Raw genomic sequence first — 18,361 nt, forward strand, 5'->3', positions numbered from 1 at the left:
AAAAAGCAGCCAAAAAGAATGTCGACACCGCATATTTTGAACAGCATTGCCGCAAAAGGTCCGGTCTTTGAGGCCGGTCACGTCTGGCTCGCGGGCGCAGGGCCGGGCGACGTGCGTTATCTGACACTGGAAGTGGCGCTGGCGCTTTCTGAGGCCGATGTCATCGTTCGCGATGCTCTGGTCAGCGACGATGTTGTTGCCCTCGGTCCGCAGGCTGAAATCGTCTTTGCCGGCAAGCGCGGCGGCAAGCCTTCCGCGACGCAGGATGACATTACCGCCTCGCTGATCGATTTCGCCCGCCAAGGCAAAAAGGTGCTGCGGCTAAAGGGCGGTGACCCCTTCATCTTCGGGCGCGGGGGTGAAGAGGCGGAGGCGCTTGTCTGCGCCGGTATTCCGTTCCGGATTTTACCGGGCATGACCTCGTCACTCGCTGCTCTTGCTTCAGCGCGAATTCCCGCCACCATGCGCGGCATCAGCCGCGCCGTGACCCTCGCCACCGGCCATGCGGCGGGCACGGAGGAGGATCTCGACTGGCTGGCGCTCGCGAAAACGCAGGAACCCATCGTCGTTTACATGGGGCTGAAGAATATCGGGTCGATTGCAACGCTGCTGATGCAGGGTGGACGTTCGGGCACGACGCCGGTTGCGGTTATCATGTCAGCGACCACTGAGCAGGAGCGCATTTTCATCGGTAAGCTGGAAAGCATAGCCGACGATGCAAAGCGGGAAAACTTCGAAGCCCCGGCTTTGATCGTGATCGGTGAGATTGTTTCGATGCGAAGCCGTCTCGGCGGGGTCGGTTCATGACGGCGCGGGCGATCATCATCGGCGCACCGCGCTCGGGGTCCGGCAAGACCAGCGTGACCATCGGTCTGCTCAGGGCCTTTGCCCGTCGAGGGATTAAGGTGCGCGGCATCAAGACGGGACCGGATTATATCGATCCCGGTTTCCACGCCTTCGCCACCGGCACGCCCGGCCTTAATCTGGATAGCTGGGCCATGCAGCCGGATTTGCTGCGGCATCTGTTTTCGCAGCAGACCGAGGCTGCGGAACTCGTTCTGATCGAAAGCGCCATGGGCCTGTTCGATGGCATTCCGGTGGCGGAAAACCGCACCGGTTCGGCGGCGGATCTGGCGCGGCTATTCGGCATTCCCGTACTGCTGGTGCTGGATGTGTCGGGCCAGTCACAGACGGCCGCCGCTGTTGCTCATGGTTTTGCCCTTTACGACCCTGACGTCACCATGGCGGCAATTGTGCTGAACCGGGCCGGCAGTGAAAGACACCGGACATTGTGCACGGAAGCCATCGAAAAAATTGGCCTACCCGTTGCCGGCTGTGTCCTGCGCGATCCCTCTCTTATCCTGCCAGAGCGGCATCTGGGGCTGGTGCAGGCCAGCGAACACCTGGAAATCGATGCGCATATAGAACGGCTGGCGGATGCGATGGAAAAATCCATCGATCTCGATGCCTTGCTTTCACTTGCTGCGCCGGTGAATGTGCCTTCCGGTTCGGTGGACGCGGCGATCGCACCGCCCGGCCAGCGCATCGCGCTGGCGGAAGATGCCGCCTTCACCTTTCTTTATCCGCATCTCAGGAAGCATTGGCATGCGGCGGGGGCCGAAATCGTGCCGTTCTCGCCGCTGGCTGATGAGGCTCCGGACGAAAGCTGCGATGTCTGCTGGCTACCGGGCGGGTATCCCGAACTTTTTGCCGGAAAGCTTGCGGATGCGGCCGGTTTCAAGGCGGGCATTGCCCGTTTTGCCGCGACAAGGCCTGTTCATGGCGAGTGCGGCGGTTACATGGTGCTTGGCGAGGCGCTGGAAGATGCCGATGGGGTGACCCATGCCATGACCGGGCTTCTGTCGCATGCCACCAGTTTTGCGACACGCAAGATGAACCTTGGTTACCGGCAGGCAACGATCACGGCAAGTGGTCCGCTCGGCTCGGCGGGGGATGTTCTGCGCGGCCATGAGTTTCACTATGCGCGAGTCATCAATCCCGGCCATGATGCAGCTTTTGCCGAGATCGCCGACGGTCAGGGCCGTCCGCTTGGGCCATCGGGCGGTAGAAGGGGTTTCGTGTCTGGCACTTTCTTCCATGCTATCGCGAGAGGCGGTTGAGTGTTCTGCATCATCGCCATTCCACGGGATGTGCGGCAAAGTGGAGCAAGCTGCGAAAGTTTGTAGGCTCTGGCCAGGGGAAAGTGCTATAGATCGCGTCAGGGAACATGGAAAAGCGGAAATAACTCCTGCGATCCATGTTCCGTGAAGTCTGGTCGGATTGAAAGCTGTTTCATATTTTCCGGCCAGAACCTGCTATCGCGCATTTTGTCTCGAGCGTGCCTACCGATGATAAAGCCCCGAATTTTTCTCTCTGCCGCTCTTGCCGCATCCATTCTGCTGGCTCCCTTCGGTGGGAACGGCATGTCCGCTCATGGCGGTGAAGATTATGCGACGCTGGAAAAGCTGGGCGCAGCGCTGTTCGACGATCCCAATCTTTCGATGAACCGCACCATGGCCTGTTCCACCTGCCATATGCAGGCGGCCGGTTTTTCCGATGCGCGGGAGAGCGAGAAGGTCGGGCGGGATGTATCGCTCGGCGACGACGGCATTTCGCTCGGCGACCGCAATGCGCCGACGGCGGCCTATGCGAGGTTCACGCCGCCTTTCGGCAAGAATGCGACCGGTGAGTATGTCGGTGGCCAGTTCTGGGATGGCCGGGCCTCGCTGCTGGAAGATCAGGCGGGCGGCCCGCCGCTTAATCCGCTTGAAATGGGCATGCCGGACAAGGCCTCTGTCGTAAAACGGCTCAGGGAAAACCCGGATTACGTTGCAGCCCTCGGCACGCAATTCGGCAATGATGTCTTCCAGAGCGATGAAACCGCCTATGCCGCGATGACCAAGGCGCTGGCGAGTTTCGAGCGTTCGGACGAATTCTCAACCTTCGATTCGAAATATGATCGCTTCCTGCGCGGCGAGGAAAAGCTGACGGATCAGGAAGAGCTGGGCCGGGTTCTGATTTCCTCGACGCAGTTCACCAATTGCAATACCTGCCATGAAATCCGCGGCGCCAGGGGGCTGGAAGACGGCCTCTTCACCAACCACAAATATTTCAATATCGGCGTTCCCGCCAATACGGCGGTCAGGGCGGTGAATGGCTCGAAGCCCGGTGCGGTCGATCTGGGTTTGGCGCAAAATCCTGACGTCGGCGGCGACCCCGCCCAGCGCGGCAAGTTCAAGGTGCCGACCCTGCGTAACGTCGCCGTTACCGGTCCTTATATGCACAATGGCGTGTTCAGGGATCTGCGCACGGTGGTGCTATTTTACGTGAAATATAAGAGCAAGAAGCCCAGCCGCCAGATCAATCCGGAAACCGGCAAGACATGGGATGCGCCTGAGGTGCCCGAGAATATCGCCATGACGGAGCTGACATCCGCGCCGGCGCTGGATGACAAGCGAGTGGATGCCATCGTGGCTTTTCTGAAAACGCTGACCGACCGGCGGTATGAGCATCTTCTACCCAAGGAGGCTGGGCAGATCGCGGTGCCGCCTGCCCAGCCGGTTCCTGTCAACGTTACGCCGAAAGCGCCTTGAATTCGGCGAGAACCGCGTCGCCCATTTCACCGGTGCCGACCTGACGGCAACCGTCGGCCATGATATCGGCGGTGCGGATGCCCTTGTCCAGCACGTTTGCGATTGCCGCTTCGAGCTTCGTCGCCTCGTCAACCATGTTGAACGAGTAGCGCAGGCACATGGCGAAGGAGGCGATCATGGCGATGGGGTTGGCGATGCCCTTGCCGGCAATGTCAGGTGCCGAACCGTGCACCGGCTCATACATGGCCTTGCGCTTGCCGGTCTTGGCGTCAGGTGCGCCAAGCGAAGCGGAAGGCAGCATGCCGAGCGAACCGGTGAGCATGGCCGCAACGTCGGAAAGCATGTCGCCGAAGAGGTTGTCGGTCACGATCACGTCAAACTGCTTGGGCTTGCGCACCAGCTGCATGCCGCCGGCATCGGCCAGCATATGCTCCAGCTGCACGTCCTTGTATTTGGCGGCGTGGGTTTCGGTGACCACCTGGTTCCACAAAACGCCTGATTTCATGACGTTGCGCTTTTCCATCGAGCAGACGCGGTTATCGCGGGTGCGGGCCAGTTCGAAGGCGACGCTGGCGATGCGCTCGATCTCGAAAGTGTCGTAAATCTGCGTGTCGATACCGCGCTTCTGGCCGTTGCCGAGATCGATGATCTGCTTCGGTTCACCAAAATAGACACCGCCCGTCAGTTCGCGAACGATGAGGATATCCAAGCCTTCGACCAGCTCCGGCTTCAGCGAGGAAGCGGCGGCAAGTGCGGGATAGCAGATGGCAGGGCGCAGATTGGCGAAAAGTTCGAGGTCCTTGCGCAGGCGCAGCAAGCCGGCTTCCGGGCGATGTTCATAGGGAACGCCATCCCACTTCGGGCCGCCAACGGCGCCGAACAGGATCGCATCGGCGGCAAGCGCCTTTTCCATGTCCGCATCGGAAATCGCCACGCCGTGGGCGTCGTAAGCGGAGCCGCCGACGAGGCCTTCCGAAACGGTGAAACCGGCATTTTGCGCGCTGTTCATATAATCGATCAGCTTGCGGACCTCAGTCATGGCTTCAGGGCCGATACCGTCACCGGGCAGCAGGAATAGCGAACGGACTGTCATGAGAACCCTCCTTGGGCGGCGCGCCGGAAAACATCACGAAGGGTTTTCGATGGCGGCGCGCGCGGCGTCAAACTCGTTTCCGTCCTTGCCAGGTCGTATCGCCAGCCGGACGGGATCGAGGGCTTCTTATCTCCGCCTCAAGGGCTTTTCAAGCAAAGCAAAAGCCGATCCGGTACGGTTTGGTACGGGATCGGCTTTTTTTGAAGAGCGTAAATATGATCAGGCCCAGGGACGGACCGAGGCGTTGGCCTTTTCGAAAGTGTCGATGGCGCCGGAATGCTCCATGGTCAGGCCGATGTCATCGAGGCCGTTCAGCATGCAATGGCGCTTGAATTCATCAATCTCGAAGGTGATGATGCCGCCATCGGGACCACTGATTTCCTGGCGTTCCAGATCGATGGACAGAACGGCATTCGATCCCCGCGAGGCGTCATCAAGCAGCTTTTCGAGGTTCTCGGGGCTGACGACAACAGGCAGGATGCCGTTCTTGAAACAGTTATTGTAGAAGATATCGGCAAAGCTGGTGGATATCACGCAGCGGATGCCGAAATCGAGAAGTGCCCATGGCGCATGTTCGCGCGAGGAGCCGCAGCCGAAATTGTCGCCAGCCACCAGAATCTGGGCGTTCTGGTACGCGGGCTTGTTCAGAACGAAATCCGGATTGGGCGAGCCATCCTCAAGGTAACGCGACTCGGCGAAGAGGCCCTTGCCAAGGCCCGTGCGTTTGATGGTCTTCAGATAGTCTTTCGGAATGATCATATCGGTGTCGATATTGACCACCGGCATGGGCGCGGCGACGCCCGTCAGCTTGGTGAATTTTTCCATCTGTCGCTTCCCGTGTTTCCCTTGAACAAATCCGGCGCGGGCAAAGCCTGCCGGATGTTCTCTTTCGGGAAATACTGCAAAACTTGGCGCTTTAGAAGCGCAAACCCGCGTTCTTCGGTACGCCTCGTGCAGCGTCCTCGCATTTTGACCCGATTAAAACGATCTCAGAGATCGATAATCGTGCCTTTGCCATCGTTCCAGACGCGCATATCGCGCTGCTGGCGAGGCTTGACGGGGATGGGGGCCGGCTTAAGGCGCGCGGAAAGCATTCGGGCAGCGCTGAGAACGGCGAGCACGCCGATAAAAGCGACCGTGAGCGACGCCGTGAAAAGAGCAGCCATGGCCAGAATTGCGATGCCAGAGGCGGCGATGAAAAATGAACGGATGCCTTGCATGATTCAACCTTTCTTTCCAGACGAATGTGGGCCTTCTTCTTCCGGCTTGCAAGAGGATTCAGTGGATTGTCAGCTTGCAGATGTCACAAAAGCTTGACACAAGTGCGGCATGGTCAATTTTTCTGAAAATATTCTTGTGAGACCGCGCCGTTCGCTGCTGTCGGTTCCGGCCATAAATATCCGAGCACTCGAAAAAATCCGCGATCTCGATTGCGACGGCGTGATCCTCGATCTTGAGGATTCCGTCGCGCCCGACATGAAGGGCAAGGCGCGGGAAAATCTCGAAAAGCTGTTTTTAGACGCACCCTTTGCCGGGCGCGAGGCGATTATCCGCATCAACCCGCTCTCCACTCCGGATGGAAAGGCGGATTTGCAGCTCGTGCTTTCCTGCCGACCGCAGGCGGTTCTTCTGCCGAAGGTGGAGCAGCCCGCCGATATTCATGAAGTGGCCGACCTTCTGGCGGAGGCGGACGCGCCGCAGGCATTGAAAATCTGGGCTATGATCGAAACGCCGCTCGGTGTTCTCAACGCTGCGTCGATCGCCGATGCCGCCCACACGCCGGATGCCCGGCTTACCGCTTTCGTCATCGGCCTCAACGATCTGCGCAAGGAAACACGTGTTCCGGCCTTGCCCGGTCGCGCCTATCTTGTGCCATGGATGATGCAGGTGGTGCTGGCCGCCCGGGCCTATGGCCTCGATGTCATTGACAGCGTCTCCAATGATTTTCGCGATATCGCGGCTTTTCAGGTCGAATGCGAACAGGGACGCGCGATGGGCTTTGACGGTAAGATGCTGATCCATCCGGCCCAGATCGAACCGGCCAACCGGCATTTCGGCCCGGATGAGGCGTCGGTTGCGGAAGCCCGCGAGATTATTGCCGCTTTCGCAAAACCGGAATCTGTGGAATTGAACGTCATCAACATGAACGGGCGGATGATTGAGCGGCTGCATGTGGTTGAGGCCGAACGGCTGGTCGCCATGGCCGATATCATCGCCCAAAGAAAGGCAGAAAAGACGTGAAGGTCTATCGTTTCATAACCGGCCCCGATGACTCAAAATTCTGTCACCGGGTCACAGAGGCGCTAAACAAGGGATGGGAACTTGCCGGCTCACCGAGCTATGCCTTCAACGCCGCAAGCGGCGTCATGCATTGCGGCCAAGCCGTGACCAAGGTGGTCGAGGGCAAGGAATATCATCCGGATATGAAGCTCGGCGAACAATAAGATGCGCCGCGGCGGGGCTATCGCTCTGCAGCGGCCTCGTCGGCGCTTTCCTCTATCCGCTCCATGTCATCATCCGAAAGGCCGAAATGATGGCCGATTTCATGGATGAGGACATGGGTGATGATGTCGCCAAGCGTTTCCTCATTCTCGGCCCAATAGTCGAGAATGGGGCGGCGATAGAGCGTGATGCGGTTCACCATCTCGCCCGTTTCCATGGTGAAACGTTCGGAGATGCCACGACCCTCGAATAGTCCGAGAAGATCGAAGGGCGTTTCGAGCGCCATGTCCTCGAAGACTTCGTCGGTCGGAAAATCCGCGATCTCGATGATGAGATCCTTCGTCAGTGCGCGGAATTCTTCTGGCAGGTGGCCATATGCCTCGATCGCAAGCGACTCGAAGGCGGAAATTGTCGGCGCATGGCGGTCCCGCCAATCGTCGGTCTGGTCTATGCGGGCCATTTCTGCTCCTTGTTGGTAGGCCCATATAAACACTTGCTGCGCAAATTTCGAGACCTGACTGCTTCACCCGCCGAAAAAGCATGAAATTCTTGGCGTTACAGTTACTTTTCAAGCCGTCGTCATCTTGACATAAACCGGCGTCTCGCGTAATCGGCACCCAAATTGATGGCGTAGTGCGCCTTCCGTTTATTCCGTCCTTAAAAAGGCGGCTTCACCGGCAGACATTCAAAGGGACAGCCTGTCCCGACGGGTTTCTACCAAATTCCGACTGATAAAAAGACGGCCAGCTTGCTTTGGCGGGCAGAGCCGGAACGAACATGAAAGGATAACAAATGTTCGCAGTCATCAAGACCGGCGGTAAGCAGTACCGCGTAGCAGCCGACGCCGTGCTGACCATCGAAAAGCTGGAAGCAGAGGCAGGCGCAACTGTAGAATTCACCGAAGTTCTCGTTGTTGGCGAAGGCGCCGACGCCAAGTTCGGTGCACCCTTTGTCAAGGGCGCCATCGTCAAGGCTGAAGTTGTCGAGCACAATCGCGGCAAGAAGGTCATCGCCTTCAAGAAGCGTCGTCGTCAGAACTCCAAGCGTTCGCGCGGCCATCGTCAGCATCACACTGTCGTCCGCATCACGGACATCGTTGCTGCCTGATCGGCGCGACACGGGAAACAAGGTTTAAAGGAGAACTCCAATGGCACACAAAAAAGCTGGCGGTTCCTCGCGTAACGGTCGCGATTCCGAATCCAAGCGCCTTGGCGTGAAGAAGTTCGGCGGCGAAGCCGTCATTCCAGGCAACATTATTCTGCGCCAGCGCGGTACGCAGTGGCATCCGGGCGCCAACGTCGGCATCGGCAAGGACCACACGATTTTTGCGCTGACCGCAGGCAATGTAAACTTCCGCACGAAGGCCAACGGCCGCGTGTTCGTATCCGTGGCTCCGAAAGCGGAAGCCGCAGAATAAGCCGGTAAGCGTCATATGCAGCCGGTGTCCCATCGACCCGGCTGAGACGTATCAGGTTCAGTCAAGAAAACAGGGGAGATGGGGCACCACCCAACTCCCCTTTTTCTTTAACCTCATGGAGGGACTGAACCATGCAAGCTGAATTGTTAAGGGATGACCAATCACGGTCACCCGAGGAACGGCCGAGGCCCGATCGGTCGAGGAGCGATTGCCCCGTTTTACTGTCGCAGAGGCTGGTTTTACGCAAGCCTCACGAAGAAGACATCGACGCCCTTGCCCATCTTGCCAACAATGCCAATATCGCGACCATGGTGTCGCGTATGCCGCACCCTTACACGGCCAAAGACGCCGCGGATTTTGTGCGACGCTCCAAAGCTGGCGAGATTGGCAAGTGCGTCTATGCGATTACCCGCATGGACAATGGCGAGTTTCTGGGCTGCTGCGCGCTGGAACCCCAGGAAGATGAAAAGACCCTGGAAATCGGTTACTGGCTGGGGGAACCCTACTGGAACCGGGGTTACATGACGGAAGCGGCGCATGCGCTGATCGACATGGCCTTCCGCACGCGTGAAATCGACCAGATCGATGCCCGTTGCCGGGTCACCAACATCGCTTCGCGCCGCGTCATCCAGAAGTGCGGTTTCCAGTTCCAGGGGTCCGGCATGGTCGGCTCGCTGGCGCTCGGTGGCATGGTGCCGGTCGAATGGTACAGGCTGGACCGCAAGACCTGGGTTTCGCTGAAGAGCTGGGGGGACATGGGATGAGTGCGCTCGAACTGACCCGCCGCCGGGCCACCACCGCCGCAGCGCCGCCCGGCCCCTGCCCCGTCATCGAGACGCGGCGTCTGGTGTTGCGGCCGCAGCGGCTTTCCGATGCTGGCAGCATTGCGGAATCGCTTGGCGATTTCGCCGTGACGAAGATGCTGGCCCGCGTTCCTGCGCCCTACCATAAGCAGGATGCGCTGGAATGGTTGGTGCTGCGTACCTCCGGCACGCTGCCCGACTGGGATTTCGCCATCACCAGTGGCGACGATACCCTGATCGGTGTGGTCTCGGTGGAGTTGCGGCACGGCGAGTGGCATCTCGGCTACTGGCTCAACCGTTTCTACTGGGGCAAGGGTTACATGACCGAGGCGGTGGCCGCCGTGGTCGAGCGGTTCTTCCGCCGCATGCCGGGGGTGATCCTTCATTCCGGCGTGTTTGCGGATAATCCCGCTTCGCTGCGTGTCCAGGAAAAACTCGGCTTCCGGGTGACCGGCTGCCACCAGATCTACGCCACGGCACGCGCCGCCATGGTGGCGCATATCGATACGATGATCACGGCTGAGGATTTCATCCGGCCGCACCGCTGACACTTAAGGAGCATCGGGTTTTCCGAAAACCGCTATACACTTTTCGGCCCGATGCTTTGAACAAGGCCGGTTTACCCCAGACCGGCCTTGTCTCACGCAGGGGCTTCCCGCACGATAGTCTTTGACCTCGTGACGAAGCGCTTGTATTCGAAACGACGATATTTTTGTTTGACGCAACGGCAAGATTGTTGCGTCCGCAAACCGATAGAACGGCAGTCCGATGAAATTTCTCGATGAAGCAAAAGTCTATATCAAGTCCGGTGATGGTGGTGCTGGCGCCGTTTCCTTCCGGCGTGAAAAATTCATCGAGTTCGGCGGCCCTGACGGTGGTGACGGCGGACGCGGTGGCGACGTCTGGGTCGAAGTGGTCAATGGTCTCAACACACTGATTGACTTTCGCTTCCAGCAGCATTTCAAGGCCTCGATTGGACAGCACGGCATGGGCAAGACCCGCACCGGCGCCAAGGGTTCGGACGTGGTGCTGAAAGTCCCTGTTGGCACCCAGATTTTCGAAGAAGACAATGAAACGCTGATCATGGACCTCACCAAGGAGGGCCAGCGTTTTCGTCTTGCCGCCGGTGGCAATGGCGGTTTCGGCAATGCTTACTTCAAGTCCTCCACCAATCAGGCGCCTACCCATGCCAATCCGGGTCTGGCTGGTGAAGAAAAGACGATCTGGCTGCGGCTTAAGCTGATTGCCGATGCTGGTCTGGTCGGTCTGCCAAATGCGGGTAAATCCACATTTCTTGCGACGGTTACGCGCGCGCGTCCGAAGATCGCCAATTATCCCTTCACCACCCTTCATCCGAACCTCGGCGTGGCGACCATCGATGGTCGTGAATTCGTACTGGCTGATATTCCGGGCTTGATCGAAGGTGCGCATGAGGGCGTCGGCATCGGTGACCGGTTCCTTGGCCATGTGGAGCGTACCCGTGTGCTTCTGCACCTCGTCTCCGCACAGGAAGAAAAGGTCGGCAAGGCCTATAAGACTGTCAAGGCCGAGCTGGATGCTTATGGTGGTGGCCTGACCGACAAGCCGGAAATCGTGGCGCTGTCGCAGATCGACGTGCTTGATGAGAAAGAACTGAAGAAAAAGGCCAAGGAACTGGAAAAGGCCTGCGGTCGTCCGCCGCTTCTTCTGTCGGCTGCCGCGCATATCGGCATGACGGAAGCGCTGCGCGCCCTTCGCGATATCATCGTTTCGGCAAGCAATGGCGGCGATACCGCCCTTCCAGACCGGTCGATGCCGCATGAGAGCGAGGTCGAGGAAGAGGACGACCGCCTATGAGCCTGACGCGCAAGCCGCTGGGCAGCCACCACCGGATCGTCATCAAGATCGGGTCGGCGCTTCTGGTGGACCGTAAAACCGGCCTCAAGAAAGACTGGCTGGACGCCATCTGCGAGGATATCGCTGTGCTGAAGAAAAACGGCGCGGATGTCCAGGTCGTGTCTTCGGGCGCCATAGCGCTTGGCCGCACCGTGCTTGGCCTGCCCTCCGGTGCGTTGAAGCTGGAGGAGAGCCAGGCGGCGGCGGCCGTCGGCCAGATCGCGCTGGCGCGGGCATGGTCGGAAAGCCTGTCGCGGCATGAGATCGTCGCTGGCCAGATTCTGCTGACGCTCTCCGATACCGAAGAGCGTCGCCGTTATCTCAATGCGCGCGCCACCATCAATCAGTTGCTGAAGATCGGCGCCATCCCGATCATCAATGAAAACGATACCGTGGCAACCACCGAAATTCGTTATGGCGACAATGACCGTCTGGCCGCACGCGTGGCGACCATGACGGGTGCTGATCTGCTGGTGCTGCTGTCGGACATTGACGGGCTTTACACGGCTCCGCCGCATCTCGATCCCGATGCGAAATTCCTGGAGACGATCGCCGATATTACGCCTGAAATCGAGGCCATGGCCGGCGGTGCGGCATCCGAGCTTTCACGTGGCGGCATGCGCACCAAGATCGATGCGGGCAAGATCGCAACCGCTGCCGGTTGTGGCATGATCATCGCTTCCGGCAAGACGCTCAATCCGCTGAAGGCGATCGAAAACGGCGCTCGTTCCTCGTGGTTTGCTCCTTCTGGCACGCCGGTGACGGCGCGCAAGACCTGGATTGCCGGGCAATTGCAGCCGGCCGGCGAAATCCATGTGGATGCCGGCGCGGAAAAAGCCCTTTATGCCGGCAAGAGCCTGCTTCCCGCGGGCGTGAGGGTGGTGAAGGGCAATTTCGGCCGCGGCGATGCAATCGCCATTATCGGTGTCGAAGGCCGGGAGGTCGCGCGCGGTCTTGCGGGTTATGACGCGGATGAGGCGCGTCTTATCATCGGCCACAAGTCCAATGAGATCGAGGCTATTCTCGGTTATGTCGGGCGGGCGGCGATGATCCATCGCGACGACCTTGTGATGACCGGCGCCGCCGTCAAAATTAAGAATGCAAAAAAGGATGAGGTCCATGCCTGAACAGGCCGTGAAGCAGAGCCATGATATTGACGCGCTGATGATGACCATCGGCGCTCAGGCAAAAGCTGCTTCGCGACCGTTGTCCATCGCAGGGACGGACCAGAAAAACCGTGCGCTTCTTGCCATGGCATCCGCCATCGAGGCGTCGAGGGATGTGATCCTTGCCGCCAATAAGAAAGATCTGGCGGCTGCGGACACTGCCGGGCTTGCCGCTTCCTTCGTGGACAGGCTTACCCTCAACGAGGCGCGGATTGCCGGTATTGCCGAAGGCATCCGCTCCGTTGCTGCGCTGGCCGATCCGGTTGGCGAGGTCATCGCTGCCTGGGATCGTCCTAACGGGCTGAAGATCGAGCGCGTGCGTACGCCGCTCGGCGTCATCGGTGTTATCTACGAAAGCCGCCCGAATGTGACGGCGGATGCCGGTGCGCTCTGCCTGAAGGCCGGTAATGCCGTCATCCTGCGCGGCGGATCGGATTCGCAACATTCATCGCGTGCTATCCATGCCTGCCTTGTGGAAGGTTTGAAGATCGCCGGTCTGCCCGAACATGCCATCCAGCTGGTGCCGGTGACGGACCGTGCCGCCGTCGGCGCGCTTTTGGGTGGACTGAACGGCACCGTTGACGTGATTGTGCCGCGTGGCGGCAAAAGCCTGGTTGCCCGGGTGCAGTCGGAAGCGCGGGTGCCGGTCTTTGCGCATCTGGAAGGCATTTGCCATATCTATGTCGATGCATCGGCCGATCTCGATATGGCGAAACGCATCGTCGTCAACGCCAAGATGCGCCGCACCGGCATTTGCGGCGCGGCCGAAACCCTGCTGGTGGATGCCGCTGCTGTTTCCACACATCTGGCGCCACTCGTCCATGGCTTGATCGCAGCCGGTTGCGAGGTGCGTGGTTCGCAGGCGGTTCGTCATGTGGTTGAGGGCCTGAAGGCCGCGACGGAAGAGGACTGGCGCACCGAATATCTCGATGCGATCATTTCGGTTGCTGTCGTGGATGGCATTTCCGGTGCGATCGACCATATCGGCACCTATTCCTCCAACCATACCGAAGCGGTGATCGCTGAGGACCCTCAAGTGGTCGAACGCTTCTTCAATGAGCTCGATTCGGCCATTCTGCTGCATAATGCTTCGACGCAATTTGCCGATGGCGGCGAATTCGGCATGGGTGCGGAAATAGGCATCGCCACCGGCAAGATGCATGCGCGCGGCCCCGTTGGCGTCGAGCAGCTTACTTCGTTCAAATACCGTGTGCATGGCACCGGCCAGACACGGACCTGATATTTGCCGACTGAGAAGCGCCTTGACCGACGTTATCTCACCATGCCGCATGCGGAGCGCGGTATGGTCGTCGGGCTGTTCGGCGGCTCTTTTAATCCGCCGCATGCCGGCCACGCGCTTGTTGCCGAGATTGCGCTCCGCAGGCTGGGTCTCGACCAGCTCTGGTGGATGGTCACGCCGGGCAATCCGCTGAAAAGCCGTTCCGAACTGGCGTCCCTTGAAGACCGTATCGCCGCCTGCGAAAAACTCGTGAGCGATCCGCGCATCAAGGTGACGGCCTTCGAAAAATCGCTGGGCATCAGCTATACGGCCAATACGCTTGCCAAGGTGAAGGCGAAAAATCCGCATGTTCGCTTCATCTGGATCATGGGCGCCGACAATCTGAAAAGCTTTCATCGCTGGCAGAAGTGGCGCACGATTGCCGAAACCTTTCCGATTGCCGTGATCGACCGTCCCGGCTCCACTCTATCTTACCTTTCCTCCACCATGGCGCAGGCTTTCAGCCAGGCGCGGATAGACGAGGATGATGCGGGGGTTTTATGGAAAAAACGGGCTCCCGCCTGGGTCTTCATCCATGGTCCGCGTTCGACGCTCAGTTCCACGGCGCTGCGCAATAATCACAAATGATGTATGCGGCGGTCGTTGAAGGCTCCATATCTTGAAAAGTTAATGCTTTGATGCCACCTTTATTGTGTGACGCAGAGAATCGCGTCGCGCAGTATCTGTTTTGTCATTCTTGGAAAGGGAAAACCTCTGACAACAGTACACAGCAAGGGAAAAGCATTTGTTGCTATCCCGAAGGGCCAGGACAGTGGCGACGATGCCGCCGATCATGCCCTCGAAACCGTCCTCGCGAGCCTCGAGGACTCCAAGGCTGAAGATATCGTATCTCTCAACATTGCCGGAAAATCGGCGCTTGCGGACTACATGGTCGTAGTCTCCGGGCGATCGAACAGGCATGTTTCGGCGATTTGCGAGCACCTTCTCAAGGATATGAAGGATGAGGGGTTCGGCAACGCCCGCGTCGAAGGTCTGGAGACCGGGGACTGGGTGCTGATCGACGCCGGCGATGTCATCGTTCATGTGTTCCGTCCGGAAATCCGCGCCTTCTACAACATTGAAAAAATGTGGGCGACGCCGGAAATGTCGGAAGAAACGCTGCATTGATGCGGTGAGCCTTTGATCGAGTGCATCGTGTTTGCCGAAGGTCATCTTTGCCTTCGGCACGATGTCTCTGGCCGGAAATCGAACCGGCCGCATAGGAATCCGCATTCTATGCTGTTAAGAGCGTGACCCTGTTTGTCACGACAGTCACAGGTTTGCGATGCGGATTTCGATTTTTGCGGTGGGACGGCTTAAAACCGGCCCTGAAAAGGATCTTGCGACCCGTTATATCGAACGTCTCGCGAAGACCGGCCCGGCAATCGGGCTGGAGTTTTCGCGGGTGATCGAGGTTGCGGAAAGCCGGGCGTCGAATGCGGAGACGCGCAAGCGCGAAGAAGCGGCGATGCTCGAAAAACATCTGGCCGACGGTTCAGTGCTGGTGCTTCTCGACGAGCGCGGCAAGGCGCTGGATAGTTCGGCTTTTGCCACGTTTTTTGGCGACCTGCGCGATAGCGGCAAGCGCGAACTCATCATTGCCATTGGCGGGGCTGACGGTCTCGACCCCGCGCTTTACGACAGGGCGGCGGCTGTTCTCAATCTGGGAAAGCTCACCTGGCCGCACCAGATCGTTCGTATTCTGATCGCCGAACAGCTTTACCGCGCCGTCACAATCCTTTCCGGTCACCCTTATCATCGGGTTTGAGCGGGTGTTGGTGTAAAAATCGTCTCAATTTTAACATGAAGCTCCGCGACACGAAAAGGCGCAGATGGCTTTGCGGTTGCCCTCTTTCAAGCCTCTTGGAAGATCGCAGCAAAATCCCTAGTATCGGCGCTTCTGCTTCGGCATCAAAGAAAGTTCAAATGGACAAGAGGTCTCAACGAAAACAGCGCGCTGCCCTTGCGGGCGCGGTTATTGCTGCTTTCGTCATGGGGGCCGGTCCAGCCTATTCGCGGGACGATGCGGGCGCGGCTCCGGCCGAGAACGGCGATTCATCGCCGGACGAGCTGCAGACGCTGGAGAAGCGCCGTGATCAGAACCGGCAGGATTTGGAGGAACTGGTCGACAGTATCGGCCTTTCGGAAGACAAGTCCCGCAATCTTGAGGAAAGCATTGCTTCCCTCGATCAGGACAGCGCCCGCATCCGGGAAGAGCTGATCGCGTCTGCTGCGCGGCGCAAGGCACTGGAAACCAAGATCAGCGACGGTGAGGATCGCCTCGCCAAGTTGTCCGTTCGCGAAGACGGTGTCAAAGCGTCGTTACGTGAAAGACGGGGTGTGCTGGCGGAAGTTCTGGCCGCATTGCAGCGCATGGGTAGAAATCCGCCACCTGCCCTTCTCGTTTCGCCGGAGGATGCACTTGCTTCCGTGCGTAGTGCTATTCTTCTTGGTGCGGTCGTTCCGGGCATTCGTGGTGAAACCGACAAGCTGATTTCCGCTCTCAAAGAATTGACCGATCTCAGGCAGGCAATCGCTCGCGAAAAGGACGATCTTACGGGTATGATGACGGCAAGTCTGGAAGAGGAAAAACGCCTCGACCTGTTGATTGCCGAAAACGACCGTAAGAATACCCAGACGGCCTCGGAGCTTGAGGCTGAACGCAAACGATCCGAAGAACTGGCGAGCAAAGCGACCAGTCTTGAAGGTCTGGTCAGTTCGCTTGAAGGCGAGATTACGTCGGTGCGGGAAGCCATGGAAAAGGCGCGGGCGGAAGAGCAGCGCGTAGCCCGTCTTTCGGAAGCGGAACGTGAAAAGGAACGCGCTGCGGCAGCGGCTGGAATGCCTGATAAAAACCGCATTGCGCCCGCATATCCCTTCGCGAGTTTGAAGGGAAAACTGGAGGTTCCGGTTGCGGGCGAGGTGCTCAGGCGTTTCGGCGATGCTGACGGTACGGGCCATTTTTCCAAGGGAATTGTCGTTGCGAGCGGACCCGAGGCCATCGTGACGGCGCCTGCAGACGGCTTTGTGGTGTTTGCCGGAGATTTTCGCAGTTACGGCCGGATGATCATCCTCAACACGGGTGATGGATATCATGTGGTGATGACGGGCATGGACAATGTGAGGACGCGGCAAGGAATGTTCGTGTTCTCCGGAGAGCCCATCGCCTCCATGGGTGCAAAAAGAGTAGCGAGTGCGGCAGCATTGGCGCTGGAAACCGACAGGCCAACGCTTTACATTGAGTTCAGGAAAGATGGTGTGCCGGTTGATTCCCAACCTTGGTGGACCGCAAAAAATACCGGAAGGGCGCACAATGATTCGTAAGGTTTCGCTTCTCCTTATCGGTGGGCTTATGGGCGCCACGGCGATGAGCGTGATTTATTCGGCGAGCATGCCGGCACAGGCGGCCGGGCCTTCGACCTACAAGGAGTTGTCGATATTCGGCGACGTGTTCGAGCGCGTGCGCGCGCAATATGTGACGCCGCCGGATGACGAGAAGCTGGTGGAGAATGCCATTAACGGCATGCTCAGCTCGCTCGATCCGCATTCCAGCTTTATGAATGCCAAGGATGCCACCGACATGCGCACCCAGACCAAGGGTGAGTTCGGCGGTCTCGGCATCGAAGTGACCATGGAAAACGAACTGGTCAAAGTCATCTCGCCGATGGATGATACGCCGGCTTCCCGCGCGGGTATTCTTGCTGGCGACTTCATTTCGGAAATTGACGGTACACCGGTTCGCGGCCTCAAGCTGGAGCAGGCTGTTGAAAAGATGCGTGGTGCGGTCAAGACGCCGATCAAGCTGACGGTCATCCGCCAGGGCGCGGACAAGCCGCTTGAAATCACCGTTGTACGTGATGTGATTGCCGTTCGTGCGGTGAAGTCTCGCGTCGAGGGCGACAACGTCGGTTATCTGCGTGTCATCTCCTTTACCGAAAAGACCTATGACGATCTCGAAAAGGCGATCAAGAAGATCAAGGCGGATGTGCCGGCTGATAAGCTGAAGGGTTACGTGCTTGACCTGCGCCTTAATCCGGGCGGTCTGCTCGATCAGGCGATCAATGTCTCCGATGCTTTCCTTGAGCGTGGCGAAGTCGTTTCGACCCGCGGCCGTAACCCGGATGAGACCCGCCGCTTCAACGCGACGGCCGGCGATCTGACCGATGGCAAGCCGGTGATCGTGCTCGTCAATGGCGGCTCGGCTTCGGCTTCTGAAATCGTTGCCGGCGCGTTGCAGGATCTGCGCCGTGCGACCGTGGTCGGCACGCGCTCCTTCGGCAAGGGGTCGGTTCAGACGATCATTCCGCTCGGCGAGGCGGGTGCGCTGCGCCTGACCACGGCGCTTTATTACACGCCGTCGGGCAAATCCATCCAGGGTACGGGCATCGAGCCTGACATCAAGGTGGAGCAGCCATTGCCGCCGGAACTGCAAGGCAAGGTGACCACCGAAGGTGAATCCGGTCTTTCCGGCCACATCAAGGGCCAGAGTGAAACCGACGAAGGTTCGGGTTCCTCCGCCTATGTTCCGCCGGAAGCCAAGGACGATATCCAGCTTAACTATGCGCTGGATCTGCTGCGCGGTGGCAAAACTGATCCGTCTTTCCCGCCGAACCCGGACAAGGCTGTGGTCAACAAGCAGTAAGATAGATGCGCCGGCCAGCCGGCGCATTTTTTCGATTGCTTAAAGCGGGTC

Annotated in this window: 21 protein-coding genes; 17 read left to right on the forward strand and 4 right to left on the reverse strand. The window is 58.8% G+C overall.

Going from position 1 to position 18,361, the window contains the following annotated elements:
* Positions 1-18 precede the first annotated feature (18 nt).
* From cobA to AKG12_RS09900, 3 genes are all read left to right on the forward strand, one after another.
* On the forward strand, positions 19-807 hold the full coding sequence (gene cobA, locus AKG12_RS09890; protein WP_052818674.1) for a uroporphyrinogen-III C-methyltransferase: 789 nt from the start codon (positions 19-21) through the stop codon (positions 805-807).
* Positions 804-2,120, forward strand: coding sequence for a cobyrinic acid a,c-diamide synthase CobB (locus AKG12_RS09895; protein ID WP_052818675.1), 1,317 nt, complete (start codon positions 804-806; stop codon positions 2,118-2,120). Before cobA ends, AKG12_RS09895 begins: the two co-directional genes overlap by 4 nt.
* A 228-nt stretch (positions 2,121-2,348) precedes the next feature.
* Positions 2,349-3,593: a cytochrome-c peroxidase gene (locus tag AKG12_RS09900; RefSeq protein WP_052818676.1), complete on the forward strand. Its 1,245-nt coding sequence runs from the start codon at positions 2,349-2,351 to the stop codon at positions 3,591-3,593.
* Here AKG12_RS09900 and leuB read toward each other — a convergent pair.
* The 3 genes from leuB to AKG12_RS09915 form a co-directional block, all read right to left on the reverse strand.
* On the reverse strand, positions 3,574-4,686 hold the full coding sequence (leuB, locus tag AKG12_RS09905; protein ID WP_052818677.1) for a 3-isopropylmalate dehydrogenase: 1,113 nt from the start codon (positions 4,684-4,686) through the stop codon (positions 3,574-3,576). The two genes, AKG12_RS09900 and leuB, sit on opposite strands and share 20 nt — an antisense overlap.
* Before the next feature lie 219 nt (positions 4,687-4,905).
* The gene (gene leuD, locus AKG12_RS09910) at positions 4,906-5,511 is read right to left on the reverse strand and encodes a 3-isopropylmalate dehydratase small subunit (protein ID WP_052818678.1); all 606 of its coding nucleotides are present in this window, start codon (positions 5,509-5,511) and stop codon (positions 4,906-4,908) included.
* Between the two features lie 164 nt (positions 5,512-5,675).
* Entirely contained in the window at positions 5,676-5,906 is a 231-nt protein-coding gene (locus AKG12_RS09915; protein WP_052818679.1) for a hypothetical protein, read from the reverse strand.
* Positions 5,907-6,015: 109 nt separating this feature from the next.
* On the opposite strand from AKG12_RS09915, the gene AKG12_RS09920 reads away from it, so the two are divergent.
* Both AKG12_RS09920 and AKG12_RS09925 read left to right on the forward strand, forming a co-directional pair.
* Entirely contained in the window at positions 6,016-6,927 is a 912-nt protein-coding gene (locus AKG12_RS09920; RefSeq protein WP_052818680.1) for an HpcH/HpaI aldolase/citrate lyase family protein, read from the forward strand.
* Positions 6,924-7,130 carry a DUF1737 domain-containing protein gene (locus tag AKG12_RS09925; protein ID WP_003492695.1) on the forward strand — a complete coding sequence of 69 codons (207 nt, stop codon included), beginning with the start codon at positions 6,924-6,926 and terminating at the stop codon, positions 7,128-7,130. The genes AKG12_RS09920 and AKG12_RS09925 overlap by 4 nt, the downstream gene beginning before the upstream one ends.
* A gap of 17 nt (positions 7,131-7,147) precedes the next feature.
* Here the strand turns inward: AKG12_RS09925 and AKG12_RS09930 are convergent, their stop codons facing one another.
* Entirely contained in the window at positions 7,148-7,588 is a 441-nt protein-coding gene (locus AKG12_RS09930) for a metallopeptidase family protein (RefSeq protein WP_046799659.1), read from the reverse strand.
* Positions 7,589-7,920: 332 nt separating this feature from the next.
* Here AKG12_RS09930 and rplU point away from each other — a divergent pair, with 332 nt between their 5' ends.
* The 12 genes from rplU (at position 7,921) to AKG12_RS09990 (ending at position 18,310) form a co-directional block, all read left to right on the forward strand.
* Positions 7,921-8,235: a 50S ribosomal protein L21 gene (gene rplU / locus AKG12_RS09935; RefSeq protein WP_003492690.1), complete on the forward strand. Its 315-nt coding sequence runs from the start codon at positions 7,921-7,923 to the stop codon at positions 8,233-8,235.
* Between the two features lie 40 nt (positions 8,236-8,275).
* Complete coding sequence (gene rpmA, locus AKG12_RS09940; RefSeq protein ID WP_003492686.1) at positions 8,276-8,545, forward strand: 50S ribosomal protein L27; 270 nt, start codon at positions 8,276-8,278, stop codon at positions 8,543-8,545.
* Positions 8,546-8,676: 131 nt separating this feature from the next.
* On the forward strand, positions 8,677-9,309 hold the full coding sequence (locus AKG12_RS09945; RefSeq protein ID WP_046799658.1) for a GNAT family N-acetyltransferase: 633 nt from the start codon (positions 8,677-8,679) through the stop codon (positions 9,307-9,309).
* Positions 9,306-9,896, forward strand: a complete 591-nt coding sequence (locus AKG12_RS09950) for a GNAT family N-acetyltransferase (protein WP_046799657.1) — start codon at positions 9,306-9,308, stop codon at positions 9,894-9,896. Before AKG12_RS09945 ends, AKG12_RS09950 begins: the two co-directional genes overlap by 4 nt.
* Positions 9,897-10,116: 220 nt before the next feature.
* Positions 10,117-11,184 carry a GTPase ObgE gene (obgE, locus tag AKG12_RS09955; protein ID WP_006310970.1) on the forward strand — a complete coding sequence of 356 codons (1,068 nt, stop codon included), beginning with the start codon at positions 10,117-10,119 and terminating at the stop codon, positions 11,182-11,184.
* A complete protein-coding gene (proB, locus tag AKG12_RS09960; RefSeq protein WP_052818681.1) occupies positions 11,181-12,350 on the forward strand; it encodes a glutamate 5-kinase in 1,170 nt (389 codons plus the stop codon). Before obgE ends, proB begins: the two co-directional genes overlap by 4 nt.
* Positions 12,343-13,629 carry a glutamate-5-semialdehyde dehydrogenase gene (locus AKG12_RS09965; RefSeq protein WP_052818682.1) on the forward strand — a complete coding sequence of 429 codons (1,287 nt, stop codon included), beginning with the start codon at positions 12,343-12,345 and terminating at the stop codon, positions 13,627-13,629. Before proB ends, AKG12_RS09965 begins: the two co-directional genes overlap by 8 nt.
* 3 nt (positions 13,630-13,632) lie before the next feature.
* Positions 13,633-14,256: a nicotinate-nucleotide adenylyltransferase gene (locus tag AKG12_RS09970; RefSeq protein WP_162249033.1), complete on the forward strand. Its 624-nt coding sequence runs from the start codon at positions 13,633-13,635 to the stop codon at positions 14,254-14,256.
* A gap of 66 nt (positions 14,257-14,322) precedes the next feature.
* Positions 14,323-14,796, forward strand: coding sequence for a ribosome silencing factor (gene rsfS, locus AKG12_RS09975; RefSeq protein WP_225244891.1), 474 nt, complete (start codon positions 14,323-14,325; stop codon positions 14,794-14,796).
* Between the two features lie 157 nt (positions 14,797-14,953).
* On the forward strand, positions 14,954-15,436 hold the full coding sequence (gene rlmH / locus AKG12_RS09980; RefSeq protein ID WP_052818683.1) for a 23S rRNA (pseudouridine(1915)-N(3))-methyltransferase RlmH: 483 nt from the start codon (positions 14,954-14,956) through the stop codon (positions 15,434-15,436).
* A 158-nt stretch (positions 15,437-15,594) separates the two neighbouring features.
* Positions 15,595-16,992, forward strand: coding sequence for a murein hydrolase activator EnvC family protein (locus AKG12_RS09985; RefSeq protein WP_052818684.1), 1,398 nt, complete (start codon positions 15,595-15,597; stop codon positions 16,990-16,992).
* Positions 16,982-18,310, forward strand: coding sequence for a S41 family peptidase (locus AKG12_RS09990; protein WP_046799651.1), 1,329 nt, complete (start codon positions 16,982-16,984; stop codon positions 18,308-18,310). Before AKG12_RS09985 ends, AKG12_RS09990 begins: the two co-directional genes overlap by 11 nt.
* Positions 18,311-18,361 lie beyond the last annotated feature (51 nt).

The sequence above is a fragment of the Agrobacterium sp. SUL3 genome, from assembly GCF_001263295.1.
Lineage (GTDB): Bacteria > Pseudomonadota > Alphaproteobacteria > Rhizobiales > Rhizobiaceae > Agrobacterium > Agrobacterium tomkonis.

Coding starts and splice junctions, on each gene's coding strand:
- leuD (WP_052818678.1), bottom strand. CDS start 5,511: ATGGAAAAATTCACCAAGCTGACGGGCGTCGCCGCGCCCATGCCGGTG.
- rplU (WP_003492690.1), top strand. CDS start 7,921: ATGTTCGCAGTCATCAAGACCGGCGGTAAGCAGTACCGCGTAGCAGCC.
- AKG12_RS09900 (WP_052818676.1), top strand. CDS start 2,349: ATGATAAAGCCCCGAATTTTTCTCTCTGCCGCTCTTGCCGCATCCATT.
- AKG12_RS09945 (WP_046799658.1), top strand. CDS start 8,677: ATGCAAGCTGAATTGTTAAGGGATGACCAATCACGGTCACCCGAGGAA.
- proB (WP_052818681.1), top strand. CDS start 11,181: ATGAGCCTGACGCGCAAGCCGCTGGGCAGCCACCACCGGATCGTCATC.
- AKG12_RS09920 (WP_052818680.1), top strand. CDS start 6,016: ATGGTCAATTTTTCTGAAAATATTCTTGTGAGACCGCGCCGTTCGCTG.
- rlmH (WP_052818683.1), top strand. CDS start 14,954: ATGCGGATTTCGATTTTTGCGGTGGGACGGCTTAAAACCGGCCCTGAA.
- AKG12_RS09915 (WP_052818679.1), bottom strand. CDS start 5,906: ATGCAAGGCATCCGTTCATTTTTCATCGCCGCCTCTGGCATCGCAATT.
- leuB (WP_052818677.1), bottom strand. CDS start 4,686: ATGACAGTCCGTTCGCTATTCCTGCTGCCCGGTGACGGTATCGGCCCT.
- AKG12_RS09990 (WP_046799651.1), top strand. CDS start 16,982: ATGATTCGTAAGGTTTCGCTTCTCCTTATCGGTGGGCTTATGGGCGCC.
- rpmA (WP_003492686.1), top strand. CDS start 8,276: ATGGCACACAAAAAAGCTGGCGGTTCCTCGCGTAACGGTCGCGATTCC.
- AKG12_RS09895 (WP_052818675.1), top strand. CDS start 804: ATGACGGCGCGGGCGATCATCATCGGCGCACCGCGCTCGGGGTCCGGC.
- AKG12_RS09930 (WP_046799659.1), bottom strand. CDS start 7,588: ATGGCCCGCATAGACCAGACCGACGATTGGCGGGACCGCCATGCGCCG.
- AKG12_RS09965 (WP_052818682.1), top strand. CDS start 12,343: ATGCCTGAACAGGCCGTGAAGCAGAGCCATGATATTGACGCGCTGATG.
- obgE (WP_006310970.1), top strand. CDS start 10,117: ATGAAATTTCTCGATGAAGCAAAAGTCTATATCAAGTCCGGTGATGGT.
- AKG12_RS09950 (WP_046799657.1), top strand. CDS start 9,306: ATGAGTGCGCTCGAACTGACCCGCCGCCGGGCCACCACCGCCGCAGCG.
- AKG12_RS09985 (WP_052818684.1), top strand. CDS start 15,595: ATGGACAAGAGGTCTCAACGAAAACAGCGCGCTGCCCTTGCGGGCGCG.
- cobA (WP_052818674.1), top strand. CDS start 19: ATGTCGACACCGCATATTTTGAACAGCATTGCCGCAAAAGGTCCGGTC.